This is a genomic window from Streptomyces flavalbus, assembly GCF_042674625.1.
Classification (GTDB): Bacteria; Actinomycetota; Actinomycetes; order Streptomycetales; family Streptomycetaceae; genus Streptomyces; species Streptomyces flavalbus.
In genome coordinates, this window is sequence record NZ_JBHTEB010000001.1 from 2,105,922 (window position 1) to 2,130,028 (window position 24,107).

At 72.2% G+C, this 24,107-nt stretch carries 22 protein-coding genes, 1 pseudogene and 1 riboswitch; of the genes and pseudogenes, 6 read left to right on the forward strand and 17 right to left on the reverse strand.

What is annotated here, in order from left to right; genetic code table 11:
* The first annotated feature begins 113 nt into the window (after positions 1-113).
* Together ACFQZ6_RS09320 and ACFQZ6_RS09325 are read left to right on the forward strand one after the other, a co-directional pair.
* Positions 114-893: an alpha/beta hydrolase gene (locus tag ACFQZ6_RS09320; protein WP_381618169.1), complete on the forward strand. Its 780-nt coding sequence runs from the start codon at positions 114-116 to the stop codon at positions 891-893.
* Positions 886-1,494 (forward strand): hypothetical protein, encoded by a 609-nt coding sequence (locus ACFQZ6_RS09325; RefSeq protein WP_381606546.1) that lies wholly within the window; start codon positions 886-888, stop codon positions 1,492-1,494. Before ACFQZ6_RS09320 ends, ACFQZ6_RS09325 begins: the two co-directional genes overlap by 8 nt.
* 33 nt (positions 1,495-1,527) lie before the next feature.
* Here ACFQZ6_RS09325 and ACFQZ6_RS09330 read toward each other — a convergent pair whose 3' ends face one another.
* The 6 genes from ACFQZ6_RS09330 to ACFQZ6_RS09355 form a co-directional block, all read right to left on the reverse strand.
* A complete protein-coding gene (locus ACFQZ6_RS09330; RefSeq protein WP_381606548.1) occupies positions 1,528-2,277 on the reverse strand; it encodes an endonuclease/exonuclease/phosphatase family protein in 750 nt (249 codons plus the stop codon).
* Positions 2,278-2,395: 118 nt separating this feature from the next.
* On the reverse strand, positions 2,396-3,349 hold the full coding sequence (locus ACFQZ6_RS09335; protein ID WP_381606550.1) for an ROK family glucokinase: 954 nt from the start codon (positions 3,347-3,349) through the stop codon (positions 2,396-2,398).
* 55 nt (positions 3,350-3,404) lie between these two features.
* The gene (locus tag ACFQZ6_RS09340) at positions 3,405-3,929 is read right to left on the reverse strand and encodes a DUF5304 domain-containing protein (protein ID WP_381606552.1); all 525 of its coding nucleotides are present in this window, start codon (positions 3,927-3,929) and stop codon (positions 3,405-3,407) included.
* Between the two features lie 57 nt (positions 3,930-3,986).
* On the reverse strand, positions 3,987-5,165 hold the full coding sequence (locus ACFQZ6_RS09345; RefSeq protein WP_381606554.1) for an ArsA family ATPase: 1,179 nt from the start codon (positions 5,163-5,165) through the stop codon (positions 3,987-3,989).
* Between the two features lie 151 nt (positions 5,166-5,316).
* Complete coding sequence (locus ACFQZ6_RS09350) at positions 5,317-5,757, reverse strand: SRPBCC family protein (RefSeq protein ID WP_381606557.1); 441 nt, start codon at positions 5,755-5,757, stop codon at positions 5,317-5,319.
* 79 nt (positions 5,758-5,836) lie between these two features.
* Positions 5,837-6,634, reverse strand: a complete 798-nt coding sequence (locus tag ACFQZ6_RS09355; RefSeq protein ID WP_381606559.1) for a metallophosphoesterase family protein — start codon at positions 6,632-6,634, stop codon at positions 5,837-5,839.
* A gap of 307 nt (positions 6,635-6,941) precedes the next feature.
* Here ACFQZ6_RS09355 and ACFQZ6_RS09360 point away from each other — a divergent pair, with 307 nt between their 5' ends.
* The gene (locus tag ACFQZ6_RS09360) at positions 6,942-8,738 is read left to right on the forward strand and encodes an AMP-dependent synthetase/ligase (protein WP_381606561.1); all 1,797 of its coding nucleotides are present in this window, start codon (positions 6,942-6,944) and stop codon (positions 8,736-8,738) included.
* 68 nt (positions 8,739-8,806) lie between these two features.
* Here ACFQZ6_RS09360 and ACFQZ6_RS09365 read toward each other — a convergent pair whose 3' ends face one another.
* On the reverse strand, positions 8,807-9,952 hold the full coding sequence (locus ACFQZ6_RS09365; RefSeq protein ID WP_381606563.1) for a glycosyltransferase family 4 protein: 1,146 nt from the start codon (positions 9,950-9,952) through the stop codon (positions 8,807-8,809).
* 75 nt (positions 9,953-10,027) lie between these two features.
* Here ACFQZ6_RS09365 and ACFQZ6_RS09370 point away from each other — a divergent pair, with 75 nt between their 5' ends.
* Positions 10,028-11,257 (forward strand): glycosyltransferase 87 family protein, encoded by a 1,230-nt coding sequence (locus ACFQZ6_RS09370; RefSeq protein ID WP_381618172.1) that lies wholly within the window; start codon positions 10,028-10,030, stop codon positions 11,255-11,257.
* Here ACFQZ6_RS09370 and ACFQZ6_RS09375 read toward each other — a convergent pair.
* From ACFQZ6_RS09375 to ACFQZ6_RS09395, 5 genes are all read right to left on the reverse strand, one after another.
* Complete coding sequence (locus ACFQZ6_RS09375; protein WP_381606566.1) at positions 11,214-12,419, reverse strand: hypothetical protein; 1,206 nt, start codon at positions 12,417-12,419, stop codon at positions 11,214-11,216. The genes ACFQZ6_RS09370 and ACFQZ6_RS09375 overlap by 44 nt on opposite strands.
* Before the next feature lie 48 nt (positions 12,420-12,467).
* The gene (locus ACFQZ6_RS09380; protein ID WP_381606568.1) at positions 12,468-13,478 is read right to left on the reverse strand and encodes a C40 family peptidase; all 1,011 of its coding nucleotides are present in this window, start codon (positions 13,476-13,478) and stop codon (positions 12,468-12,470) included.
* Between the two features lie 234 nt (positions 13,479-13,712).
* Entirely contained in the window at positions 13,713-14,744 is a 1,032-nt protein-coding gene (locus ACFQZ6_RS09385; RefSeq protein ID WP_381606570.1) for a C40 family peptidase, read from the reverse strand.
* 220 nt (positions 14,745-14,964) lie between these two features.
* Positions 14,965-16,308, reverse strand: coding sequence for an NYN domain-containing protein (locus ACFQZ6_RS09390; RefSeq protein WP_381606572.1), 1,344 nt, complete (start codon positions 16,306-16,308; stop codon positions 14,965-14,967).
* A gap of 38 nt (positions 16,309-16,346) precedes the next feature.
* A complete protein-coding gene (locus ACFQZ6_RS09395; RefSeq protein WP_381606575.1) occupies positions 16,347-16,586 on the reverse strand; it encodes a hypothetical protein in 240 nt (79 codons plus the stop codon).
* A gap of 155 nt (positions 16,587-16,741) precedes the next feature.
* Here ACFQZ6_RS09395 and ACFQZ6_RS09400 point away from each other — a divergent pair, with 155 nt between their 5' ends.
* Positions 16,742-17,488 (forward strand): rhomboid family intramembrane serine protease, encoded by a 747-nt coding sequence (locus ACFQZ6_RS09400; RefSeq protein WP_381606577.1) that lies wholly within the window; start codon positions 16,742-16,744, stop codon positions 17,486-17,488.
* Positions 17,485-17,766 (forward strand): Lrp/AsnC family transcriptional regulator, encoded by a 282-nt coding sequence (locus ACFQZ6_RS09405; protein WP_210919017.1) that lies wholly within the window; start codon positions 17,485-17,487, stop codon positions 17,764-17,766. The genes ACFQZ6_RS09400 and ACFQZ6_RS09405 overlap by 4 nt, the downstream gene beginning before the upstream one ends.
* Here the strand turns inward: ACFQZ6_RS09405 and ACFQZ6_RS09410 are convergent.
* The 5 genes and pseudogenes from ACFQZ6_RS09410 to qcrC all read right to left on the reverse strand — a co-directional run bounded on the left by ACFQZ6_RS09410 (position 17,747) and on the right by qcrC (position 24,056).
* Positions 17,747-19,036, reverse strand: a complete 1,290-nt coding sequence (locus tag ACFQZ6_RS09410; protein ID WP_381606580.1) for an aminotransferase class V-fold PLP-dependent enzyme — start codon at positions 19,034-19,036, stop codon at positions 17,747-17,749. The two genes, ACFQZ6_RS09405 and ACFQZ6_RS09410, sit on opposite strands and share 20 nt — an antisense overlap.
* A gap of 107 nt (positions 19,037-19,143) precedes the next feature.
* A riboswitch (SAM riboswitch) is annotated at positions 19,144-19,260 on the reverse strand.
* A 76-nt stretch (positions 19,261-19,336) separates the two neighbouring features.
* Positions 19,337-20,401, reverse strand: a complete 1,065-nt coding sequence (gene trpD / locus ACFQZ6_RS09415; protein WP_381606582.1) for an anthranilate phosphoribosyltransferase — start codon at positions 20,399-20,401, stop codon at positions 19,337-19,339.
* 127 nt (positions 20,402-20,528) lie between these two features.
* Positions 20,529-22,190 carry a cytochrome bc1 complex cytochrome b subunit gene (gene qcrB, locus ACFQZ6_RS09420; RefSeq protein WP_381606584.1) on the reverse strand — a complete coding sequence of 554 codons (1,662 nt, stop codon included), beginning with the start codon at positions 22,188-22,190 and terminating at the stop codon, positions 20,529-20,531.
* Positions 22,187-23,247: pseudogene (qcrA, locus tag ACFQZ6_RS09425) on the reverse strand (cytochrome bc1 complex Rieske iron-sulfur subunit). The gene qcrB and the pseudogene qcrA overlap by 4 nt, the downstream one beginning before the upstream one ends.
* Positions 23,244-24,056 carry a cytochrome bc1 complex diheme cytochrome c subunit gene (gene qcrC / locus ACFQZ6_RS09430; protein ID WP_381606586.1) on the reverse strand — a complete coding sequence of 271 codons (813 nt, stop codon included), beginning with the start codon at positions 24,054-24,056 and terminating at the stop codon, positions 23,244-23,246. Before qcrC ends, qcrA begins: the two are co-directional and overlap by 4 nt.
* Positions 24,057-24,107: the final 51 nt, after the last annotated feature.

Consider the following 24,107-nt stretch of genomic DNA (forward strand, 5'->3'; position numbering starts at 1 on the left):
CGCCCCCGGGGGTCTGCGGCCCTGGTCGGTGTCAGTGCGGTCGCGTACGGTGAAGCACACTCGGATCGTTGTCCATGCCCCTCTTGATCCCTCTCATGAACAGGAGACCGAAGGTGCCGGTCCTTCCTGGAGCCGAGCCGTACCGCCGTGAAGGCGGGGAGGTCGGCGTCCTGCTCTGCCACGGCTTCACCGGTTCCCCGCAGTCGCTGCGCCCGTGGGCGGAGTTCCTCGCCGGGCACGGGCTGACGGTGTCCCTGCCCCTGCTGCCCGGCCACGGCACGCGCTGGGAGGACATGCAGCTCACCGGCTGGCAGGACTGGTACGCGGAGGTGGACCGCGAGCTGCGCGCCCTCAGCGCGCGCTGCGCCCAGGTGTTCGTGTGCGGTCTGTCCATGGGCGGCGCCCTCGCGCTGCGGCTGGCGGCCAGGCACGGCGACGCGGTCAGCGGCGTGGTCGTCGTCAACCCGGCGAACAAGGTGCACGGCCTGTCCGCGTACGCCCTGCCCGTGGCCCGGCACCTGGTGCGCACCACCCGGGGCATCGCCAGCGACATCGCCAAGCCGGGGAGCGTGGAGATCGGCTACGACCGGGTCCCGCTGCACGCCGCGCACTCCCTGCGGAACTTCTTCCGGCGGGTCGACGGCGAGCTGCCGCAGGTCACCCAGCCGTTGCTGCTGCTGCACAGCCCGCAGGACCACGTGGTGCCGCCCGCCGACTCCGCGCGCATCCTCAGCCGGGTGTCGTCGACGGACGTCAAGGAGGTCCTGCTGGAACAGAGTTACCACGTCGCGACGTTGGACCACGACGCGGACCGGATCCAGGAGGAGAGCCTCGCGTTCATCGGCCGGCTCGCACCCAGTGTCGGCAAGGAAGGGACGGCCGCAGGTGGCTGAGCACGACTCCGACCGCGAGGACCGCGAGCCGGACGAGCGTGGGGTCCCGTTCGACGAGGAGGCCGCGTGGGCCGCGATCGTCGCCGCGTACGGCGACGAGCCGCCGGACCCGCCGGGCGCGAAGCCGTTCAAGTCGGTGGAGGACCTGGCGCTCCTGGAGGCGGAGCCGAACGGCGCGGAGCCGAACGGCACGGACGCGGAGGACCCGGAGCCCGGCGACACCAGGACGGAGGGCCGCCCGGCGACCCCGCTCGGCGGTTCGGTGACGTTCGCGCCCGGCGTGGGCGCCGGTTCCGGCCCACGGGACTACTCGGTGGCCGAGCCGTCCGAGGACGACCTCGGCGAGGACGACGAGGGCCACTTCGTACCGCCTGAGCCGCCGCCGCTGCCCGCCGCCGACGTGACCGCCAAGTTCGCCTGGCTCGGCGTGCTCGGCGGTCCGCTGCTGATGTTGGTGGCGGTGCTGCTGAGCTGGGAGATGACCTGGTGGCTGACGACGGTCTGCATCGGCGGCTTCCTGGGCGGCTTCGCGACGCTGGTGATGCGGATGCGGACGGACGACGACGAGGACGACGACCCCGGCCGGGGCGCGGTCGTCTGAGTCTGGGCCTGGGCCTGGGTCTGGGTCGTCCGGCTAGACGGCGGCGGGCACTCTGAGGGCGGCCAGGACCGGGAGGTGGTCCGTGGCCGCCCTCAGGTCCGCTTCGGTGACGCCCGGGTGGCCGAGGGGCACCCCGCAGCCGAGGACCTCGACGCCCTTGCTGGCGAAGATCGCGTCGATGCGCTGGTGGGCGCCGGTGGCCGGGAAGGTGTGCTCGGCGCCCCAGGGCGCGGCGGTACGGCAGTCCTGGAGGCTGTCCGCGAGCCGCCGGAAGGTGGGGCCGCCGGGGCGTTCGTTGAGGTCGCCGCCCGCGATGACGTGTTCGGTGCCCAGCGCGGCGACCCGGTCGAGCAGCATCCCGCCCTGCTCGTAGCGCTCGTCGCGCTGGAGCGAGAGGTGGCAGCTCACGACGCCGAGCCGGGCGGCGCCGAAGCGGACGACGGCGGTGGCGAGGCCACGGCGGTGCTCGCCGGGGGTGAGCGGCAGCAGGACGTCCTCGGTGCGCTCGACGGTGGCCCGTAGCCCGCACAGCAGCGCGGGTCCGGCGGCGGTGCCGCCACCGGAGAGGATCACCAGCCCGGAGGCGGAGGCCAGCCGGGCGAGCTTCTTGCGCCAGCGGAAGAAGCGGGGGGCTTCCTGAACGAGGACCAGGTCGGGGGCGCAGGCGGTGATCACCCGGGCGACGGCGGCGGGGTCGTCGCGCAGTGAGCGGACGTTGTAGCTGAGGACGCGGAGGACGGCGGAGCCGTCGGGTTCTGTGGAGGAGGTGGGGAGCGGCGCCATGGTGATCCAATGTACGCGTCATGCCCCGGGGCGCGAGGTTGATTGGCGACTAACGGTTCGTCGTGGCTAGTCGCGCAGTTCCCCGCGCCCCTAAGAGGTGGGGACAGGGGCCCCTGGTTTACATGATCGGGTCGGGTTCCCTGGCCAGGTCGGCCGCGCCTACCAGGCCCGCCTTGTTGCCGAGTTGGGCGGCGATGACGTCGGCCACGGGGCGCCAGTTGCCGCCGACGAGCCAGCGCTTGTACGACTTGCGGATCGGGTCGAGGACCAGGTCACCCTCGTCGGAGAGGCCGCCGCCGACGATGAACGCCGACGGGTCGAAGAGGGAGGCGAGGTCGGCCAGGCCCGCACCGGCCCAGCGGGCCAGCTCGCGGTAGGAGTCGACGGCGACCGGGTCGCCCTGCCGGGCGGCCATGGAGATGTGCTTGCCCTCGATGCCGTCGGGGGTGCCGTCGCCGAGGGCGAGCAGCGCCTCGGCGCGCTCCGGGGTGGCGTTGGCGCGCTGCTTGGCGTACCGGACGAGGGCGCGCCCGGAGGCGTACTGCTCCCAGCAGCCCTGGGAGCCGCAGCCGCACAGCAGGCCGTCCGGGACCATGCGGATGTGGCCGAACTCGGCGGCCACGCCGAAGTGCCCGCGGCGCAGCTTGTTGCCGATGATGATGCCGCCGCCGAGGCCGGTGCCGAGCGTGATGCAGATGACGTTGCGGTGGCCCTTGCCCGCGCCGAACTTGTACTCGCCCCAGGCCGCGGCGTTGGCGTCGTTCTCGACGACGACGGGGAGACCCACGCGGGTCTCGACCTTCTCCTTGAGCGGCTCGTTGCGCCAGTGGATGTTGGGCGCGAAGTAGACCTCGGAGCGCTGCCGGTTGACGTATCCGGCGGCGCCGATGCCCACGCCGACGATCTCGTGCCCGGCGCGCGCGCCTTCCACCGCCGAGGCGATGGCGTCCACGATGGCCTCGGCTGTGGTGGGGGTCGGCACCTTGAAGGTCGAGAGGATGTTGCCTTCCTCGTCGACCACGCCGGCCGCGATCTTCGTGCCGCCGATGTCGACGCCGATGGTGAGTCCCATGAATCCCTCAGTTCCGGTCGAGCCCCGCTACGGCCAACCGTACCCGAGCTGAGGGTCAGTCCAAGTCGATGCGGTGCCCAGGACCGCTGCCCTCGTCGGGGTCGCGGGGGTTGCCGGGGTCCTGGTCGAGGTCGCCGCCGAGGTCCTCGCGGAAGTCCTTGGCGCCGGTGGTCCAGCGGCTCTCCTGGGCCTGCACCGCGGAGCGGTAGGCGGCGAGCAGCTCCTGGCCCGCGCTGGCGAGGTGGTCGAAGACGTCCGGGTTGCGTTCGATGACGGGCTCGACGGCGGCCTTGGCCTGCTGGACGACCTGCCGCACCACCTGCTGGGCGGCCGATCCGGCGACCGCGCCGAGCAGCGGGGACTGGAGGCCGGACAGCTTGTCGGCGACGGTGTCGACGAGCCTGCGCAGCTCCTCGGCGGCCGAGCCGGTGGGCTGGCCGTGGGCGGCCCGGCGGCGGGCCTTCTCCGCCTCCAGGTCCTCGGCGCAGGCGGTCGCCCAGGCGTCGGCGTCGGTCGGGCGACGGACCTCGTCGGCCGCCTCCTCGCCAGCGGCGTCGGAGGTGGGGCGCTCTTCGCTCATGGCGGGCTCCTGACTACGGTTCGTCCCTACGACGTTACCCGACCGGGTACGGCGGATTCACCGTCCCGTGGGCCAGAGTCCGGGGTCGGGGGTGAACCGGATGCGCAGCTCCCCGTCGCGCAACCCGGCGCCCGAGACGGTGCACCGGCGCAGCGCGGAGGGCAGGGGCACGATCCGGCGGAACGGTCCCGCGGTGACGACGAGTTCGTCCCCGCGCCGGATCAGGTCGAGGTCGTCGCGGACGGCGCCGGGCAGCGGGATGTGCCAGACGAGCACCCCGTCCTCGGCGATCCGGTCGGTGACGGCCCACTCGGTCGTGGGGCCGCGGCGGGGGGTGGGGGCGGGGGGCACGGTGAGGGCGGTGAGGTCGTCGGTGCCGCGGGGGTCGCGGCCGAGGTGGTCGACGCTGTGGACGTCGTACGTCTCCCGCCACTCGTCCACCGCCTTGCGCTGCTGCGCGACGACCCCGGCGAGCCGGGTGTCCGCGGTGGGCTCCGCGAAGACCCGGTTGGCGACCAGCACGTCCGTGCGCAGTCCGCGCAGGGCGAGGCCGAGGGTGGTGGCGCGTACGGCGTCGAGTCCGGCCGGTGAGGGCTCGGCGACCAGCCGTACGACGGTGTCGCGGTCGGCGAGGACGGCCTCGGCGGCGGCCAGCTCCACGTCCCAGCGGGCCGCCTTCTCGTACAGCCACTCGGCGGGCATGGGGACGCCCGCGAGACGGCCGAGGACCGGGCGCAGGGCGCGGGCCGCCTGCCGCTCGGGCGGGAGGAGGCGGCGCAGGTAGCGGCGGAGCTCCTCGGGGAGGCCGAGCAGGGCGACGGCGTGCGGGGCGGGGGGCAGGTCGACGACGAGGAGGTCGTGCGCGTCGGCGGCGAGCGCGGCGTCGCGCAGGGCGCGCAGCAGGGCGAGTTCGGCGGCGCCGGGGAGGGGGGTCAGCTCCTCGGGGTCGAGGCGGGTGGCGCCGAGGAGGTCGAGGGCGGTGGTGGCACGGTCCTGGAGCGCGGTGAGGTCGGCGCGGAACGCGGTGGCGGGGTCGGGACGCCAGGCGGTGAGGTGCGGGGCGGCCTCGGTGGGCCTCGGGCCCGTGGGGGTGCCCAGGGCGGCGCCGAGGGTGTCGGTGGGGTCGGCGCTGAGGACGAGCGTGCGGGTGCCCTGCCTGGCGGCGGCCAGGGCGGTGGCGGCGGCGACGGTGGTACGGCCTGCTCCGCCGGGGCCGGTGATCAGGAGGGTGCGCATGGGGTGACCGTAGCCGAGGGCTCACACCGGGGCTGTCCCCACTCAGCCCGTCCGGCGTTTGCGGACGAGGCCCGTACAGGGCCGGGCGGGGGTCTGGGGGCGGCAGCCCCCAGGGGACGGGAACGGGTAGGGGCGGCGGGGGCGAGAACCCCTACTTGCCCGACTCCACGCGCTTCTTCAGACCCGCCAGCGCCCGGTCGATGATGACCTTCTCCGCCTTGCGCTTGATCATGCCGAGCATGGGGATCTTGACGTCCACGGTCAGGCGGTACGTGACCTCCGTCGAGGACGGCCCCTGCGGCTTCAGCAGGTACGTGCCGTCCAGCGACCGCAGCATCTGGGACTTGACCAGCGTCCAGGAGACCTCGTTCGCCCCGCTCCAGGTGTACGCCAGCGTCTGGTCGTCCTTGATCGCCCCCGCGTCCATGACGAGCCGCACCTGCTCCGCCCGCCCCCGCGCGTCCGTGGCGAGGACCTCCGCCTCCTTCACCTCTCCCGTCCAGTCCGGGTAGCGGGCGAAGTCGGCGATGACGCTCATGACGTCGGCCGCGGGGGCCTCGATCGTGATGCTAGAGCTGGTGTGTTCCGCCATCGCCGTGGCTCCTCCAGTTACGGTCCGGTGCGGGAGGGTGCCAGGCTACCGCGCGGCGCACGGCCCGACGGCACCCCGCTCACCACTCCAGCGTCCAGGGCCGCCCCGTCCCCGCGAAGTGCCCCACGTTCACGCACTCGGTCGCCCCGATCCGCATCCGCCGCACCAGCGGCTGGTGGACGTGTCCGAAGAGCGCGTACCGCGGCCGGGTCCGGCGGATCGCGTCCAGCAGCGCCCGGCTGCCCCGCTCGAAGCGCCGCGCCACGGTGTCGTAGACCAGCTCCGGGACCTCCGGCGGTATGTGGGAGCACAGCACGTCCACCTCCCCGACCGCCGCCACCTTCGCCGCGTACTCCTCGTCGCTGATCTCGTACGGCGTCCGCATCGGCGTGCGCAGCCCGCCGCCGACGAAGCCGAAGACCCGGCCGCCGATCTCCACCCGCTCCCCGTCGAGCACGCTCACGCCGGGCCCGGCGTACTCCCGGAACAGGGGCGGCATGTCGACGTTGCCGTAGGTGGCGTACGTAGGAGTGGGGAACGCCGAGAACAGCTCCGCGTACTGTTTGCGCACCGCACGCTCGATCACCGCGGCCCGGTCCTCACCGACCCCCGCCCACAGCCGGGCGCCGAACTCGCGGGCCTCCTCGAAGCGCCGCTCGGTGCGCAACGCCACGATCCGGTGGGCGTTCTCGGCGCCGAACAGGTCGGGGAAGATGCCGCGGGAGTGGTCGGCGTAGTCGAGGAACAGGATGAGGTCGCCCAGGCAGACCAGGGCGTCGGCGCCCTCCCCGGCGCGGGCCAGGTCACGCGCGTTGCCGTGCACGTCGCTGACCACGTGGACGCGCGTCCGCCGGTCACCGGCTGGTGTGAGTGCCATGGCGATCAAGCGTAAGCGTGTGCGGCGGAGGTGAACAGTGGCGGCCGGACCTGCGCAGACTCGCCAGTACGAAAAGCCGTGGACTACTGTGCGCGCAGGAACACCAACGGGAACACCCACCTGTGTGACGCAGCGAACATCTCGCCGGGACCCCCTGTCGAAGAAGCCATACCGGCGGGTAACGTCCGGGCAGTCCAGTCGTGCTCAGGATTTCAACATCCGAATCCCGAGTACCTGCCCGAGCCTTGGACCGCACCGTCGCAGCACACAACGTCGTGGCGTCGGCGCCCTATGAGGAGCAGCAGTCTTGCGCGAGTTCAGCCTTCCGGCTTTGTACGAGGTCCCCGCGGACGGCAACCTGACCGACATCGTCCGCAGAAACGCCGCGCAGCACCCGGACGTCGCCGTCATCGCCCGCAAGGTGGGCGGCGCCTGGCAGGACGTGACCGCCGTCGACTTCCTCGCCGAGGTGCGCGCCGCGGCCAAGGGCCTCATCGCCTCGGGCGTGCAGCCGGGCGACCGCGTCGCGCTGATGTCCCGCACCCGGTACGAGTGGACGCTGCTCGACTTCGCGATCTGGAGCGCGGGCGCGATCACCGTGCCGGTGTACGAGACCAGTTCGCCGGAGCAGGTGCAGTGGATTCTCAGCGACTCGGGCGCGACGGCGTGCGTCGTGGAGCAGGACCACCACACGGCCGCCGTGGAGTCGGTCCGCGACCGGCTGCCCGAGCTGAAGCACCTGTGGCAGATCGAGGGCGGCGGCGTCGAGGAACTGACCCGCTCCGGGCAGGACGTCAGCGACGCCACCGTCGAGGAGCGCAGCTCGCGGGCGAAGGCCGACGACCCGGCGACGATCGTGTACACCTCCGGCACCACGGGCCGCCCCAAGGGCTGTGTGCTCACCCACCGCAACTTCTTCGCGGACTGCGGCAACGTCGTCGAGCGGCTGCGCCCGCTGTTCCGCACCGGCGAGTGCAGCGTGCTGCTGTTCCTGCCGCTCGCCCATGTCTTCGGGCGGATGGTGCAGATCGCGCCGATGATGGCGCCGATCAAGCTGGGCTGCGTCCCGGACATCAAGAACCTCACCGACGAACTCGCCGCGTTCCGGCCGACGCTGATCCTCGGTGTGCCGCGGGTCTTCGAGAAGGTCTACAACTCGGCGCGGGCGAAGGCGCAGGCGGACGGCAAGGGCCGCGTCTTCGACAAGGCCGCCGACACCGCGATCCTCTACAGCCGCGCCCTGGACACCCCGTCGGGCCCGTCGCTGGGGCTGAGGATCAAGCACCGGGTGTTCGACAAGCTCGTCTACAGCAAGCTGCGCGCGGTGCTCGGCGGCAAGGGCGAGTACGCCATCTCCGGCGGCGCCCCGCTCGGTGAGCGGCTCGGGCACTTCTTCCGCGGCATCGGCTTCACCGTCCTGGAGGGCTACGGCCTGACCGAGACCACCGCGCCGACCGCGTTCAACCCGTGGGACCGGCAGAAGATCGGCACGGTCGGGCAGCCGCTGCCGGGTTCTGTGGTGCGGATCGCCGACGACGGCGAGGTGCTGCTGCACGGCGAGCACATCTTCAAGGAGTACTGGAACAACCCGCAGGCCACCGCGGAGGCGCTGGCGGACAACTGGTTCCACTCCGGCGACATCGGCACCCTCGACGAGGACGGCTATCTGCGCATCACCGGCCGCAAGAAGGAGATCCTGGTGACGGCGGGCGGCAAGAACGTCGCCCCGGCCGTGATCGAGGACCGCATCCGGGCGCACGCGCTGGTCGCGGAGTGCATGGTGGTCGGCGACGGACGGCCTTTCGTGGGCGCGCTGATCACCCTGGACGAGGAGTTCCTGGGCCGCTGGGCCGCCGAGCACGGCAAACCGGCGGGTTCCACCGCGGCGTCCCTGCGTGAGGACGCGGAGCTGCTGGCGGCGGTGCAGTCGGCGGTCGACGACGGGAACGCGGCGGTGTCGAAGGCGGAGTCGGTGCGCAAGTTCCGCATCCTGGACTCCCAGTTCACGGAGGACTCCGGCCACCTCACGCCGTCGCTGAAGCTGAAGCGGAACGTGGTGGCGAAGGACTTCGCCGCCGACATCGAGGCGATCTACCAGAAGTAAGGGCGCCTACGGAAGGTGAGAGGGTCTAGCGGCCGTCAGGCGGCACAGCGAAGTAAGAGGGTCTCACCTCACCGCAGCAACGCCTCCAGGCGCTCCGCCAGCAGCTCCCACCGCCACCGTTCCTCCACCCAGCGCCGTCCCCGCTCCCCCATGCGGCGGCGCAGCGCCTCGTCGCCGAGGAGGGCGGTGATCCGGTCGGCGGTCTCCTCCGCCGAGCCGCCGCGCACCACCCAGCCGGTCTCCCCGTCGAGCACCGCGTCGGGGGCGCCGCCGGAGTCCCCGGCGATCACGGGCAGCCCGGTCGCGGACGCCTCCAGGTAGACGATGCCGAGCCCCTCGACGTCGAGCCCGCCGCGCCGGGTCCGGCACGGCATCGCGAACACGTCCCCGGCGCCGAAGTGCGCGGGCAGCTCCGCCCACGGCACCGCCCCGGTGAAGCGCACCGAGTCCGCGACGCCGGTCTCGGCCGCGAGCCGCCGCAACTGCCCCTCGTACGGCCCGCCGCCGACGACCAGCAGCACGGTGTCGGGCTGGGCGGCGAGGATGCGCGGCAGGGCGAGGATGAGGGTGTCCTGGCCCTTGCGGGGCACCAGCCGCGAGACGCACACCACCACCGGCCGGTCGGTGAGCCCGAGCCGGGCCCGGACCTCGGCGCCGCCGGAGCCGGGGTGGAAGGTCTTCTCGTCGACGCCGGGCGGCAGTTGGACCATCCGCGCCGCGGCCTCGGCGCCCAGCGCCCCGGCGATCCGCGAGCGCGTGTACTCGCCGAGGTAGGTGAGGGTGTCGGTGGACTCCCCGATCCGCCGCAACAGCGTCCGCGCGGCGGGCAGTTGGGCCCACCCCGCCTCGTGCCCGTGGGTGGTGGCCACCAGCCGCTCGGCCCCGGCCCGGCGCAGCGCGGGCGCCATCAGGCCGAGCGGTGCCGCCGCCCCGAACCACACCGCCGTGCAGTCGTGTTCGCGCAGCAGCCGCACCGCGCGCCGGGTGACGGCGGGCACCGGCAGCAGCATCGTCGTACGGTCGCGGACGACGGTGAAGGGCTGCTCCGCGTCGAAGGCGGCGGTGGCCTCGACGCCCTCGCGGGTGCGCTTCCAGGTGGAGGCGTAGACCACGATCCGCCCGGGGTCCAGCCGTAGCGCCATGTTGTGCAGGAACGCCTGGATACCGCCCGGGCGGGGCGGGAAGTCGTTGGTGACGATGAGGGTCTTGCGCATCGTCGCCGACCTTACCCAACGTAGACTCCCTTCAGGCGCACAGAACGGGCAGGGACTCAGGTGGACGACACGGACATGCGGCGGCGCACCCTGGGGTGGCTGGCCGCGATCTGGGTGCCGACCCGGCTGCTGCTGCTCCTGTTCGTCTTCAAGGTGTTCGTCTTCCCCGGCCCGGACGTCACCAGCGACGTCTCGGGGATCTACCACGACTGGTACGAGGTGCTGCGCGGCGGAACGTTCCCGCTGGACGACGTCACCTGGCAGTACCCGCCCGCCGCCGCCCTGCCGATCCTCTCCCCCGGGCTGCTGCCGTTCCTCGACTACGCGCACGCCTTCTTCGTCCTGGTCCTCCTCACCGACCTGGCCGTGCTGGCGGTGCTCGCCCGCACCGGCACCCGCCCCGGCCGGTCGGCGCGGGGCGCCTGGGTGTGGGTGGCGGGCGTGCCGCTGCTCGGTCCGACGGTGTACGCGCGCTACGACGTGATGGTGACCGCAGTGGCGGTGGCCGCGCTCCTCGCGGGCGCCCGGCGGCCCCGGGTACTGGGCGCGCTGGCGGCCTTCGGGGCGCTGCTGAAGGTGTGGCCCGCGATGCTGCTGGTCGGGGTGGTGAAGCGGCGGGCGTGGGTCGCGGCCGGGGTGACCGCGGCGGTGGTCGCGGCGGGGTTCGCGGTGGCGATGCCGGGGGCGTTCGCGTTCCTGACCTTCCAGCGGGACCGCGGCACCGAGGTGGAGTCGCTGGGCGCGCTGGTCTTCCACGTGGCCCGGCACCACGGCTGGGAGGGCCAGGTGCTGCTGCACTACGGCTCGGTGGAGTTCCTGGGCCCGCACGTGCGGACCGTCAGCACGGTCGCGCTGACGCTGACCGGGATGGCGATCGGCTGGCTGCTGATGTGGCGGATGCTGGCGGTGCGTTTCCTGCCGCACACGGCGGCGGACGCGGCGTTCACGGCGGTGCTGCTGTTCACGGTCACCAGCCGGGTGATCAGCCCCCAGTACCTGGTGTGGCTGGTCGGTCTGGCCGCGGTCTGCCTGTGCTTCCCGGCGAGCGTGATGCGCCGTCCGACCGTGCTGGTGCTGGCCGCGTGCCTGGTGACGACGCTGGAGTTCCCGCTGTGGTTCGCCCATGTCGTCGCCAGCGACGGGCTCGGCGTGACCCTGCTGTTCGTCCGCAACGGCCTGCTGGTGCTGGCCACGATCGCCGCGGCCCGCGCGCTGTGGCGCGACACGACCCGCCCGGACGCCCCCGAGCCGGTGCCGCCGGTCAGCCGAACTGAACCCGCAGATACTCCCGCCACCGCTCGGTGAACTCCCCGGGCGTGACGTCGAGGACGTCGGCCAGCGCGCCCTCCACCGCGCCCGCCCGCTCCTCGTGGGCGCCGACGGCCCGGTAGAACGCGCGCAGCCGGTCCTCGCCCCACTGCTCCGCGACCATCCTGCAGGCCAGCCAGCCGCTCTCGTACGCCTGGGCGAGGGCGGCGGCGTCGCCGGTGAAGGCGAAGTCCTCGTCGGTGGGCAGGTCCTCGGGGCCCTGGTCCGCGGCGACGGCGCGGGCCAGCTCCGGCGCGGCCTCGGCGGGGGCGCGGCCGGTGCCGCGGTACCCGGCCCAGTCGGCGTACCCCTCGGACAGCCACAGCGGCGTGGCGGCGTTGGTGTGGGCGCGGGTGGCGACGTGGGTGGCCTCGTGGGTGAGGACGACCTGTCGGCCGACGTCCCCGAGGACGCCGTACGCGTCGGGGTTGACGATGATCCGGTCGGCCGCCGCGCGGGCCGGGGCGCCGACCTCGCCGGTGGTGACGGCGGCGATGCCGCGGTAGGCGGAGGCGGGCGAGCCGAGCAGCGCCGCCATGTCCTTCAGGGACTCGGGGACGACCACGACCACGCGCCCGCTCCACTGGTCGCCCCAGGCCGCGGTCACCGCCGGGACGGCACGGTCCGCGAGCCCGGCGTACTCGCGCAGTTCCCGGGCCGGGTGCCCGACGCCGAGCACCAGGGAGCGCTCGCCGCGTACGACGCTCACCGGGCCCTGGTCCCAGGGTTGCTGGGCGGACTTCTCGGCGGGCCGGTCGGAGACGACGTCCCACTGCCCGTCGGCGCCGCGGGCCAGCGTCAGCGCCCGGCCCGCGACGACCGGCGCGGTGTCGTAGCCGTCGACGCGGTAGCGCAGCCGGGCGTCGGCGGTGGCCCGGTCGCCGGTCACCCGCAGCCCGGTCAGCTCGTAGGACCAGGCGGCCAGCGGTACCGCGCGCAGGTTCCGGAACCCGGCGGTGCTGCCGGTGCCGCGGTACGCCGCCAGGTCCCGGTCGAGCACGGCGGCGGCCCGCCGGTCCAGCACCCGTCGTACGTCCGCCTCGGCGCGGTCGGTCGCGGAGCGGCCCCCGCACCCCACCAGCGACGCGAGCAGCGCGCAGACCGCCACCACCACGGATATCGGCGCCCCCGTCCTCGGCGCCCGCCCTCGACCAGCCACCTTTCCGATCGTACGGTGGTCGGCGCGGAACCTGGCGTCGGCGGCCGGTCAGATCCTGGTGACGGTGGCGCCCGGGATCATGCCGACCGGGTCGTAGCGCACCGGGGCGCCCGGGTAGGGGGCGTGGATGACCTGGCCGTTGCCCACGTACATCGCGACGTGGCGGGCGTCGGAGTGGTAGGTGACCAGGTCGCCGGGCTGTGCCTGGGAGAGCGGCACGTGCCGTCCGGCGTACCGCTGGCCCTGCGAGGTGCGCGGCAGGGCGACCCCGGCCTGGGCGTACGACCACTGCGTCAGGCCCGAGCAGTCGAAGCCGCCGGGTCCGGCGGCGCCCCACACGTACGGCCTGCCGAGCGCGGAGCGGGCGGCGGCGACCGCGGCGGCGGCGCGGGCGGAGGGCGCGGCGACGGCGCCGGGGGCGGGCAGGTCGGCGCGGCCGGAGCGGGAGGCGCGCTCGTAGGCGGCGCGGTCCTCGGCCGTGAGGCGGTTGAGGAGTTGGCGGGCCTTGGCGAGTTTCCGTTCGACGGTGCGCTTGTGGGCGGCGACCGCCTTGCGGCTCTTCTCCAGTTCGCCGAGTTTGCGGGTGGCCTCCGCGCGGTCCTGGGCGAGTTCGCGCATGGCCTCCTGGAGGTCGGTGAGCTGGTCGGCGTGGTGGCCGCTGATCCGGTCCAGGACGGACGCCCGGTCGAGGTAGTCGTCCGGGTCCTGGGAGAACAGCAGGGCCACGGTGGGGTCGAGACCGCCGGAGCGGTACTGGGCCCCGGCCAGCGAACCGAGCGCCTCGCGCAGGGTGTTGATGCGCTCCTGCTGGCGGGCGACGCGGTCCTGGACGGCGCCGACCTCGCCGCGCAGCGCGTCGGTGCGCTCGTCGGCCTCGTTGTAGGCCTCGGTGGCCTTCTCGGCCTGCGCGTAGAGGCGGTCGACCTCGGCGCGGGTGTCGTCGTGCGGCGCGGCGAGCGCCGGGAGGGCGCCGAGGGCCGCGGCGGCCGACAGGACGGAGACCGCGACGGCGGCGCCCCGGTGGAAACCGGGAGCCGGTTGGCGGCGATGGGACCCCACGGGTAGCCGTGCTCCTTCCGCTGGCGGACAGGGAAACGCGGCAGACAGTAGCCCCGTGCCGGGGTCCCGGCCAAAGCCCCGCGCGGGCACGCACGGTGACGCCCCACCGCTGACGCAGGTCACCGGCGGGGCGTGGGGTCATCGGGGGTCCCGGCAATTCGCCCGAACGGGCGCCAGGGGTTCCCCGTGTTGAAGGGCCGTCAGACGGGGACGACCCTCAGATACGGACGGTCCTCAGATGCGGACGCCGAACTGGAACGGCATGTTGTTGATCGACTCGTAGCGCACGACCGTGCCGGTGCGCGGGGCGTGCAGCACCTGGCCGTTGCCCGCGTAGAAGCCGACGTGGTGCAGGTCGCCGTAGAAGATGACCAGGTCGCCGACCTGGAGGTCGCTCTGCGAGTAGATGCGGGTGCCCGCGTTGGCCTGCGCCTGCGAGGTGCGCGGGATGGCTATCCCGGCCTGGGCGAAGGCCCAGTAGGTGAGGCCGGAGCAGTCGAAGGAGGACGGCCCGGTGGCGCCGTAGACGTAGGGGGAGCCGATCTTGCTCTGCGCGGCGGAGTAGGCCGAGGCGGCGCGGCCGGTGGCGGGGGCCGTGGAGCCGAGGACGGCGCGCTCGCTGGCGCGGGTGGCGCGGGCCTCCTCCTCGGCGAGGGCGGCCTTCTCCGCGGCGGTCAGGGTGTTGAGGAGCTTCTGCGCCTCGGCGAGCTTGGCCTGCACCTCGGACTTCTTCTTGCCCAGCTCGGTGCGGGTGGCGGAGAGGTCCTTGAGCTTGTCGGTGGCCTCGGACCGCTGCTGGGCGAGTTCGCGCTGCTTGACCTGGATCTTCTTCAGCGCGTCGACCTGCTGGCCGCTCAACTGGTCGAGCGTGGACGCCTTGTCGAGGTAGTCGTCCGGGTCGGCGGAGAGGAAGAGCTGCACCGAGGGGTCGATGCCGCCGCTGCGGTACTGGGCGCTGGCCATCGAACCGAGGCCGTCGCGCAGGTCGTTCAGTTCTTCCTGACCGCGGGCGACGTTGTCCTGGATGGTGGAGATCTCCTTCTGGAGTTTCTCCTGCTTCTCCTTGGCGCCGTTGTACTTCTCGGTGGCGTGCTCGGCCTCTTCGTAGAGCTTGTCGACCTTCGCCTTGACCTCGTCCTTGCTCGGCTTCTCACTGGGGGCGGCGTTGGCCGCCTGGGAGCTGAGGGCGACTGCTGCGGCGGCTGCCGTGGTCAGCACGGTCACGCGCGTGCGGCTCGGCTGCTTGGGTCGACGGTGGGACGCCACGGAGGCGAACTCCTTCTTGTGAGTTACTGCCCGCTCGGAGGTTCGAGCCCAGACCCTAGTGACCTTCTTGTGATCAGTTCAAATTCTCAGCTCAAAAATCTCGCCCCAACCACCATTCTTTACACATGAATCACAGGTGGTGACGCACTCCTGACACTGCGCTGTACCGCAATCCCATCAATTCCGGCATGACACCGGAACGTTGCGGTTGGGGCGAACGTCAGGAAAGCCGCTTGAGCAGCACCGCCGACGCCACCGGCCGCGCGCCCGCCTTGGCGACCCCGTCGGCGACCTCGCGGTCCGTGGAGGCGACGATGACCGGCCGCCCCGGCGGTTCGGCGCGCACGAGCTGGCGGATCAGCTCGTCGGCCGTGACGCCCGGCTTGGAGAACAGCACCCGCACCCCGCGCGGCGGCGCCAGCAGCACCGGCGCGACCAGTTCCGCCCCGTCGAAGACGCAGGTGACCTCGGCGCCGGTCTGCGCGGCGAGCTGGGAGAGCTGGCCGAGCAGCCGCAGCCGCTGCTGCTCCAGCGGCATCTGCGGGTAGCCGGTCTTGGTGACGTTGTAGCCGTCGACGACCAGGTGGACCTGCGGCAGCGCCAGCAACTGGTCGAGGATGGCCGGGTCGTGCTCGGAGAGCGCGCGGGCGGCGATGTCCTTCGGCGTCATCCGGCCCGGCTCCACGGCGTCCACGGTCTCGGCGGGGCGCGCGGAGACCGGCGGCAGCGCCAGCTCCCGGCGCAGGCCCTGCGCCGCGTCCAGGACGGTGTCAAGGAGCAGCCGTACCCGCATGTCCTCGACGCTGCGGCCCTCGCGGGCGGCGCGCCGGGTGGCCTCCAGGGCGGCCTCCGTCTCCCCGAGGCGGGCCTTGAGGCGCCGGGTCTCGCTCTCCGCGGCGGAGAGCTGGGTCTGCCCCTCGGCGCGGACCGCCTCCATCTCGCCCTGCGCCCGGCGCAGCGCCGCCTCGCCGCGCTTGATGTCGCTGAGGGCGGCACGCAGCTTGCGGTGAAGCGATTCGGCTTCCTTCTTCGCGCCGTCCAGTTCGGCGCGCAGCCGCTCGGTCTCGGCGCGGGTCTGCTCCCGGGCGGCGGCGAGTTCGGCGCGCAGCCGCTCCAGCTCGGCGCGGCTCTCGTCGTCGGCGCGCTCGGCGTCCGCCCGCTGGGCCTCCTCGCCCGCGGCGGTCACCAGCTTCACCCAGCCGGTCGGGCGCAGCACGTAGGCCGCGGCGGCCACGTCGAGCGGGTCGGCGGCCGGGGGCGGCGATCCGGAGTCCAGGGCGCCGGTCAGCTCCGGCTGGGCCTCGCGCAGCCTCTCCCCGATGCGCTGCCGGAACAGCGGGTCGGTCTCCAGCGCGGCGGCCATCGCGTTGCCCGCGAACTTGGCCCGCCGGTTCGGGGCGAACCGGGCGTACTGCCGGAGCTGGGCGGGCAGTTCGGCGACGGTCAGCCCGCCGAAGCCGTCCGCGACGATCTGTACGACCCTGCGGCGCACACCTTCGGGCAGCGGACGGTCGAGCACCTCGGCGGCGCCGTCGCCCGGCCCCCCGCTCGTGGTCTCCACCATCCGTCACACCTCAATGTCCGTACGGGGTCGCCTCCCGGTCAGGAGGAGGCGCCCGGCCTGTCCACCAGCTCCACCTGGTCCACCGCGTTGCACCAGCGGCAGCGGACCGACTCGATGGTCTCACTGACCACCTCGCGCTCCTCGACCTTCGGCTCACCGGCCAGGTCGAGGTGGACGTACTCGACGACCTTCGACGAGCGCGTCACGTCGAAGCGGGTGAGGTTGCCGCACAGGGTGCAGCGCCACCGCGTCGTGGCGGTCGGCAGGGGAACCGTCATCGCGCCTGTTCTCTCCTTCTAGTTTCCGTGATGCGCCAGTTTCCCCGGCGCATGTGGCTCGTAACCCTACGGCCTGGCGGGGACCCGACGCCCGCCCGTCCACGGCGGCGAGGCGATCTGGGCGGCTGCGTCCCGTTACGTCATGCTCTATGTCCATGATCGGTACATGGAGCGCGGTGGCCGTCCGGGTGGGCAGGGCCATGCGGGCGCCGTCCGCGCCGGTGACGTACACCCTGATCACGCTGTGCTGCCTGGTCTTCCTGGTCAGCCCGGCCTCGGGGCTCAGTCCGGCGCACGGCACCGGGGACGGGCTGCTCGCCGCGCAGCGCGCCTACTTCCGGCACTGGGGGGTGGTGCCCGCAGATCTGTTCGAGGGCTCCGCCCGCGCCACCCTCACCCCCGCGACGGCCCTCTTCGTCCACGGAAGCTGGGTCCACCTGCTCGGCAACATGCTCTTCCTCTACGTCTTCGGCGCGATGACCGAGGAACGGATGGGCCGCGTCCAGTTCACGCTCTTCTACCTCGGCTGCGGCTACCTCGCCCTGCTGGGCTACGCCGCCGCCAACGCCGACTCGCAGCAGTCGCTGGTCGGCGCCTCGGGGGCGATCTCGGCGGTGCTCGGCGCGTTCCTGTTCCTCTTCCCCGACGCCCGCGTCACCAGTCTCCTGCCGTTCCTGTTCTTCCTGCCGGTGCGGTTCCCGGCCTGGGTGGTGCTGCCGTTCTGGGCGGTCCTGCAGTGGCTGGCGGCGGGGCGGGCCACCCAGGGACCCGGGGTGGCCTACCTGGCCCACCTGCTGGGCTTCGGCCTCGGCTTCTGCTTCGCGTGGGCCCGGTTCGGGGGGAGGACTAGAGTGAAGCCCGCCGCTCCAGCCCAGGCCCCCGAGGGAGAGAACCAGCCGTGATCACCGCGATCGTCCTCATCAAGACCAGCGTGGACCGCATCCCCGAGATCGCCGAGCAGATCGCCTCCCTGGAGAGCGTGAGCGAGGTGTTCTCCGTGACCGGGACGTACGACCTGATCGCGATGGTCCGGGTGCGGGAGCACGAGGACCTGGCGGAGGTCATCCCGGGGCGGATCAGCAAGATCCCCGGCGTCGAGGCGACGGACACCCACGTGGCCTTCCGGACGTACTCGCAGCACGACCTGGAGGCCGCGTTCGCTATCGGCCTGGACTCGTAGCGCGGGACACGAGCTGGCGGACCGCGGCCACGAAGCGGTCCACGTGCTCGTCCGGCGTCCCGGCGCCGAAGCTCACCCGCAGCGCGCTGGGCCCCTCGGCGGACTCACAGGTGGCGTCGGCGCCGTCGAGGAGCGTGCGCACCAGGGGGTGGGCGCAGAACAGGCCCGCCCGCACCCCGATGCCGTACTCCGCGGACAGGGCCGTCGCCAGGTCGGCGCTGGGCCAGCCGTCGACCACGAGGGACAGCACCCCCACGCGCGGGGCGTCGTCCCCGAACAGCGACAGGAAGCGGACCTCGGGAAGGTCGCCGAGGCCCGCCCGCACCTTCTCGATCAGGTACCGCTCCCGGGCGACCAGCGCCTCGAACCCCGCCTCGGTGAGCGCCGTGCAGGCGGAGGCGATGGCGTAGGCGCCGATGACGTTGGGCGAGCCCGCCTCGTGCCGCGCGGCGCCCTCCTGCCACCGCACCTCCACTCCCCCGTCCGCGCGCCGCACCACACCCCGGCTCGCGCCCCCGCCCGCGAGGTACGGCTCGGCCTCCCGCAGCCAGTCGGCACGCCCCGCGAGGACACCCGAGCCGAAGGGCGCGTACAGCTTGTGCCCGGAGAAGGCGACCCAGTCGACGTCCAGGTCACGCACGCTCACCGGGTGGTGCGGGGCGAGCTGGGCGGCGTCCAGGACGATCCGGGCGCCGTGCGCGTGGGCGGCGGCGGCCAGCTCGGTGACCGGCCACAGCTCGCCGGTGACGTTGGAGGCGCCGGTGACGCAGACCAGGGCGGGGCCGTGCGGGTCGTCACGGTCGGCGAGGGCGCGCTCCAGCGTCGCCACCGCCTCGCCGGGGCCGCGCGGGGCGTCGAGCACGGTGACGCGGGCGCTGTTCCAGGGCAGCAGGGCGGCGTGGTGCTCGGTCTCGAAGACGAAGACCCGGCAGTCGGCGGGCAGCGCGGCGGCGAGCAGGTTCAGCGAGTCCGTCGTCGACCGGGTGAAGACCACCTGGTCGTCGGCCCGGCAGTCCAGGAACGCGGCGACGGTGGCGCGGGCCTTCTCGAACAGGTCGGTGGAGAGCCGCGAGAGGTACCCGGCGCCCCGGTGGACGCTGCCGTAGTACGGCACGTAGGCGGCCACGTCGTCCCAGACCCGTTGCAGGGCGGGGGCGCTGGCGGCGTAGTCGAGCGCGGCGTAGGTGGTCTCGCCGCCGCTGGCGAGCGGAACGGTGACATCCCGGCCCAGAACGGGCAGCGGGGCACAGACGGGTGTGACGACGGACATGGCGAACCCCCATGCGAGGAAAGAGAGAAGAGGAGAGGGAAGAGGGCGTGCGGAGGCGGGGCTCGGCGGCCCTATCGCATTCGCTGACTCATGGAAGAACTCCTCGACGACCGCGCTTGCCATGAACCCTGCTGTTCACGGCCTGGTCTTCACCCGGGGCACCCCGCCACGGACGGAGGGTTGCCGGACAGCCAGCCGGGGCCTATTGGCTGTCACTCATGACCTGGTACGGCATCTTGCCATACGATCTTCGACGCGCAAGGGCGCGGTCCAGGATCCGGACCGCGCCCCGCACGGAACTCACGCGTTGCTGACCGCCACCCAGCGGTCCAGGGTGCGCTTGGCCGCGCCGGAGTCGATGGCCTCCGCCGCCTTCGCCATGCCGAACCGGATGCGGTCCACCAGCGGCCCGTCCTCCGGTTCGAGCGCCGCCAGCGCCGCCGCCGAGTTCAGCAGGACCGCGTCGCGCACCGGGCCCTCCTCGCCGTCCAGCAGCCGCCGGGCGACCTCGGCGTTGTAGGAGGCGTCGGCGCCGCGCAGCGCCTCCACCGGCACCCGCCGCAGGCCGACGTCCGCCGGGTCGAAGGTCTCCTCGGTGACCTTGCCGTCCCGGACGATCCACACCCGGGAGGTCGAGGTGGTCGTCAGTTCGTCCAGGCCGTCGTCGCCGCGGAACACCAGCGAGGAGTTGCCGCGCTCCGCCAGCACCCCCGCCATGATCGGCGCCATCCGCAGCGAGGCGACCCCGACGGCCTGCGCCCGCACCTTGGCCGGGTTGGTCAGCGGACCGAGGAAGTTGAAGGTCGTCCGGATGCCCAACTGGCCGCGCGCGGCGGCCACATGGCGCAGCGCCGGGTGGAACTTCACCGCGAAGCAGAAGGTGATCCCGGCCTCCTCCGCGACCTCCGCGACCCGCTGCGGCGTCAGCTCCAGGTTGACGCCGAGCTTCTCCAGCACGTCGGAGGCGCCGGACGCCGAGGAGGCCGCCCGGCTGCCGTGCTTGACGACCTTCGCGCCGGTACCGGCGATGACGATCGACGACATGGTGGAGATGTTCACCGTCCTGGCGCCGTCGCCGCCGGTGCCGACGATGTCGACGGTGTCGCCCGGCACCTCGATCACGTTGGCGTGCTCGTACATCGTGCGGACCATGCCGGAGATCTCCTCGACGGTCTCCCCCTTGGCCCGCAGCGCCACCGCGAACCCGGCGATCTGGGCGTCCGTCGCCTCACCGCTCATGATCCTGTCCATCGCCCAGGCGGTGGCGTCGGCGCTCAGGTCCTGGCCATCCAGCAGGCCGTTCAGCAGGGCGGGCCAGGAACGGCCCGCCGCGGTGTCGCCTCCAGCGGGGGTCACAGCGCTCATCAGCCGCTCCTGATCGTGATCGTCGTAGGACAGTCGGTGGGGCCAGCCTATCCAGGTCCGGGCGCGCCGAAGGGCCCCCGTCCGAACACCGGACGGGGGCCCTTCGTGTGGCGTGGCGAACGCGGGATCAGTGGTGGCCGTGGCCGCTCGTGATCTCCTTGTACTCCTCGACGGTGGGCTTGGCGATCTGCGACTCCTCGCCGAAGTACGCCTTGCTCAGCTTGGCGCGCAGCTTCTCGGAGCCCTTCACCTTGCGCTCCACACCGTTCTCGTCGACCGCGGGGCCGAGTTCGAGCGGCTTGTACTGCTCGTGGGCGGTGAGGGTGTGGAGCTGGTCCTGGCTCAGCGGCTCGTGGATCTCGATGAACTCGCCGTGCGGCAGGCGCTTGATCGTGCCGGTCTCCCGGCCGTGCAGCACCTTCTCCTTGTCGCGGCGCTGCAGGCCCAGGCAGATCCGCCGGGTGACGATGAACGCGAGGACCGGTCCGGCGAAGAAGAAGATCCGGACGAACCAGGTGACCGCGTTGATCGACAGGTGGAAGTGGGTGGCGATCAGGTCGTTGCCACCACCGACCAGCGTGACCATGTACAGCGTGATCCAGGAGACGCCGAACGCGGTGCGCGTCGGGGCGTTGCGCGGGCGGTCCAGGATGTGGTGCTCGCGCTTGTCGCCGGTGACCCACGCCTCGATGAACGGGTAGGCCGCGATCGCCACCAGCACCAGACCGAAGATCACCAGCGGGATGAACACGCCCAGGACGAGCGTGTGACCCCAGAAGTTGACCTCCCAGCCCGGGAAGTAGCGCACCAGGCCCTCGGCGAAGCCCATGTACCAGTCCGGCTGGGCGCCCGTGGACACCTGGTCGGGACGGTAGGGGCCGATCGCCCAGATCGGGTTGATCTGCGCGACCGCGGCGATCACCGCGATGACACCGAAGACCAGGAAGAAGAAGCCTCCGGCCTTGGCCACGTACACCGGCATGAACGGCATACCGACGACGTTCTTGTTGGTCTTCCCGGCACCCGCGAACTGCGTGTGCTTCTGGGTCCACACCAGGATCAGGTGGGCGGTCACCAGACCGATCATGATGCCCGGCAGCAGCAGGATGTGGATCGAGTAGAACCGCGCCACGAAGTCGTGACCGGGGAACTCGCCGCCGAACAGGAACATCGACAGGTACGTGCCGATGACCGGCGTGGCCAGGATCGCGCCCTGGGTGAAGCGGACACCGGTGCCGGAGAGCAGGTCGTCCGGGAGCGAGTAACCGGTGAAGCCGGTGAACATGCCGAGGACGAACAGCAGGAAGCCGAAGAGCCAGTTGACCTCACGCGGCTTGCGGAACGCGCCGGTGAAGAAGACGCGCATCATGTGCACGAACATCGCCGCGAGGAAGATCAGCGCCGCCCAGTGGTGGATCTGCCGGATCAGCAGACCGCCGCGGACGTCGAAGCTGATGTCCAGCGTCGACTTGTACGCCTCGCTCATCAGCTGTCCCTGCATGGGGACGTAGCTGCCGTGGTACTCCACCTCGTTCATCGACGGGTGGAAGAACAGCGTCAGGTACACACCCGTGAGGATGATGATGACGAAGCTGTAGAGCGCGACCTCACCCAACATGAACGACCAGTGGTCGGGGAAGATCTTGCGTACGTTGTTCTTGGCCAGGGAGTAGATCCCCAGGCGGCCGTCCGCCCAGTCGGCGAGACGCTCACCGGCCGGGGCCTTTCCGCGCGAGCGGCCCGGCGCCGTGGCGCCCGACGGGCTCGTGCTGCTGGCGGTAGTGCTCATCCGCGCTCCCAGAATGCAGGACCGACGGGCTCCTCGAAGTCGCCGAGCGCTTCGAGGTACCCCTCGTCGTTCACGCCGATCCGCAACTGCGGAAGAGCGTGTCCGGCGGGTCCGAAGATGACCCGGCCCCGTCGGACAGGTCGAAGGTGGACTGGTGGCACGGGCACAGGACGTGGTGCGTCTGCTGCTCGTACAGCGAGATCGGGCAACCGACGTGGGTGCAGATCTTGGAGTACGCCACGATGCCCTCGTGCGACCACTCGAGCTCGCGCTTGTCCTTGATGTCACCCGGCTGGAGCCGGACGATCATCAGGGCGGCCTTGGCGATCTCGTTGTTGAAGTCCTCGGCGTGCTCGTCCAGGCCCTCGGGCTTGGCGAACGTGAGCGAGCCGACGGCGATGTCCGCCGGACGCAGCGGCTCGTCGGTGTTCATGTTGACGAGCAGCTTGCCCTTGCTCCACAGGGTGTGGCGGAGCTTGGTGCCGGGCAGCGGGCCGAGGTCGCGCAGCAGCACGACACCGGTGAGCGGCACCAGGGTCAGCGCGCCGAGCATGGTGTTGCGCAGCAGCTTGCGGCGGCCGAGCTGCGACTCCCGCGCGCCCTGCGTCCACTCGTCCTTGATGGTCTCGCGCAGTTCGGGCGACGCCTCGATGGGGTGCCGCTCCTGCACGACCTCGTGGTCGGACATCAGGGTCCGGGCCCAGTGGATGGCGCCCGCGCCGATCGAGAACAGCGCCACACCGAGCGTCAGGCCCAGCGCGAAGTTCAGCGCGCTGATGTGCCCGAACGGGAAGATGTAGACGATCTTGTCGACCGGGAACGACACGAACGCGGCGATGAAGCCGATGGTGGCCAGCATCGACACCGTGAACAGCAGCGACACCACGCGCTCGGACCGCTTGGCGGCCCGCTCGTCGATGTCCTGGACGCGGTACTCGTGCGGCGGCAGGCCCGGGTCGGCGAACGGGTGCTTCTCGTCCGCGACGCCTACCGTGCCGCCCTTGGCGGTGTCCTGCTCAGCGGGCAGGTTCTCTTCTGGAATGTCTTGGCTACTCATGACTTCTTGGCCTTTGCGGTCCGAGCGGCGACCCAGACGGCGACCGCGATCAGTGCGCCCAGACCGAAGACCCAGGCGAAGAGGCCCTCACTGACCGGCCCGAGGCCGCCCAGCTCCATGCCGCCGGGGGTCTTCGCATCGTCGCCGTTGACCGCGTTCAGGTACGCGATGATGTCCTTCTTGTTCTGCTCCGTCAGCGTGGTGTCGGGGAACGAAGGCATGTTCTGCGGGCCGGTCAGCATGGCCTCGTAGATGTGCTTCGGGTCGACACCCTCAAGCGTCGGCGCGTACTTGCCCTTGGTGAGGGCACCGCCCTTGCCGGTGAAGTTGTGGCACTGCGCGCAGTTGTTGCGGAACAGCTCACCGCCCTTGCCGACGTCGGCGCCCTCAAGGCTGTACTGGTCCTCGTTCGGCACGGCAGGACCGGCGCCGAGGGAGGCGATGTACGCGGCGAGCTGGTCGATCTCCGCCTGCGAGTAGACGGTCTTCTTGCGCGGCACCTGGGCGCCCTGCGAGGTCGCGGCGGGCATCCGGCCCGTGGAGACCTGGAAGTCGACGGCCGCGGCGCCCACACCGACCAGGCTGGGACCGTCGGAGGTGCCCTGACCGCCGGTGCCGTGGCAACTGGCGCAGCCGACTGCGTACAGCTTCTTCCCCTCGTCGATGGTGAGGGACTGGGCGGTTTCGTCGGCCTGAGCCTTATCCGCGGGTGCGAACGCGGTGTACAGCCCCCCAGTGGCCGCCAGCGCGAGGAGTAGGACGACGACCGCCGCCAGCGGATGGCGTCGTCGTGCGGAGAGCTTTTTCACGGATTACCCCGGTGTCAGGATCTTCTGCGTCGATGCTTCGGGAAGGTGCGG

Coding starts and splice junctions, on each gene's coding strand:
- trpD (WP_381606582.1), bottom strand. CDS start 20,401: ATGAGCGCTGTGACCCCCGCTGGAGGCGACACCGCGGCGGGCCGTTCC.
- ACFQZ6_RS09390 (WP_381606572.1), bottom strand. CDS start 16,308: ATGGTGGAGACCACGAGCGGGGGGCCGGGCGACGGCGCCGCCGAGGTG.
- ACFQZ6_RS09370 (WP_381618172.1), top strand. CDS start 10,028: ATGCGGCGGCGCACCCTGGGGTGGCTGGCCGCGATCTGGGTGCCGACC.
- ACFQZ6_RS09350 (WP_381606557.1), bottom strand. CDS start 5,757: ATGGCGGAACACACCAGCTCTAGCATCACGATCGAGGCCCCCGCGGCC.
- ACFQZ6_RS09395 (WP_381606575.1), bottom strand. CDS start 16,586: ATGACGGTTCCCCTGCCGACCGCCACGACGCGGTGGCGCTGCACCCTG.
- ACFQZ6_RS09335 (WP_381606550.1), bottom strand. CDS start 3,349: ATGGGACTCACCATCGGCGTCGACATCGGCGGCACGAAGATCGCGGCC.
- ACFQZ6_RS09400 (WP_381606577.1), top strand. CDS start 16,742: ATGATCGGTACATGGAGCGCGGTGGCCGTCCGGGTGGGCAGGGCCATG.
- ACFQZ6_RS09365 (WP_381606563.1), bottom strand. CDS start 9,952: ATGCGCAAGACCCTCATCGTCACCAACGACTTCCCGCCCCGCCCGGGC.
- qcrB (WP_381606584.1), bottom strand. CDS start 22,190: ATGAGCACTACCGCCAGCAGCACGAGCCCGTCGGGCGCCACGGCGCCG.
- ACFQZ6_RS09340 (WP_381606552.1), bottom strand. CDS start 3,929: ATGAGCGAAGAGCGCCCCACCTCCGACGCCGCTGGCGAGGAGGCGGCC.
- ACFQZ6_RS09345 (WP_381606554.1), bottom strand. CDS start 5,165: ATGCGCACCCTCCTGATCACCGGCCCCGGCGGAGCAGGCCGTACCACC.
- ACFQZ6_RS09330 (WP_381606548.1), bottom strand. CDS start 2,277: ATGGCGCCGCTCCCCACCTCCTCCACAGAACCCGACGGCTCCGCCGTC.
- ACFQZ6_RS09410 (WP_381606580.1), bottom strand. CDS start 19,036: ATGTCCGTCGTCACACCCGTCTGTGCCCCGCTGCCCGTTCTGGGCCGG.
- ACFQZ6_RS09355 (WP_381606559.1), bottom strand. CDS start 6,634: ATGGCACTCACACCAGCCGGTGACCGGCGGACGCGCGTCCACGTGGTC.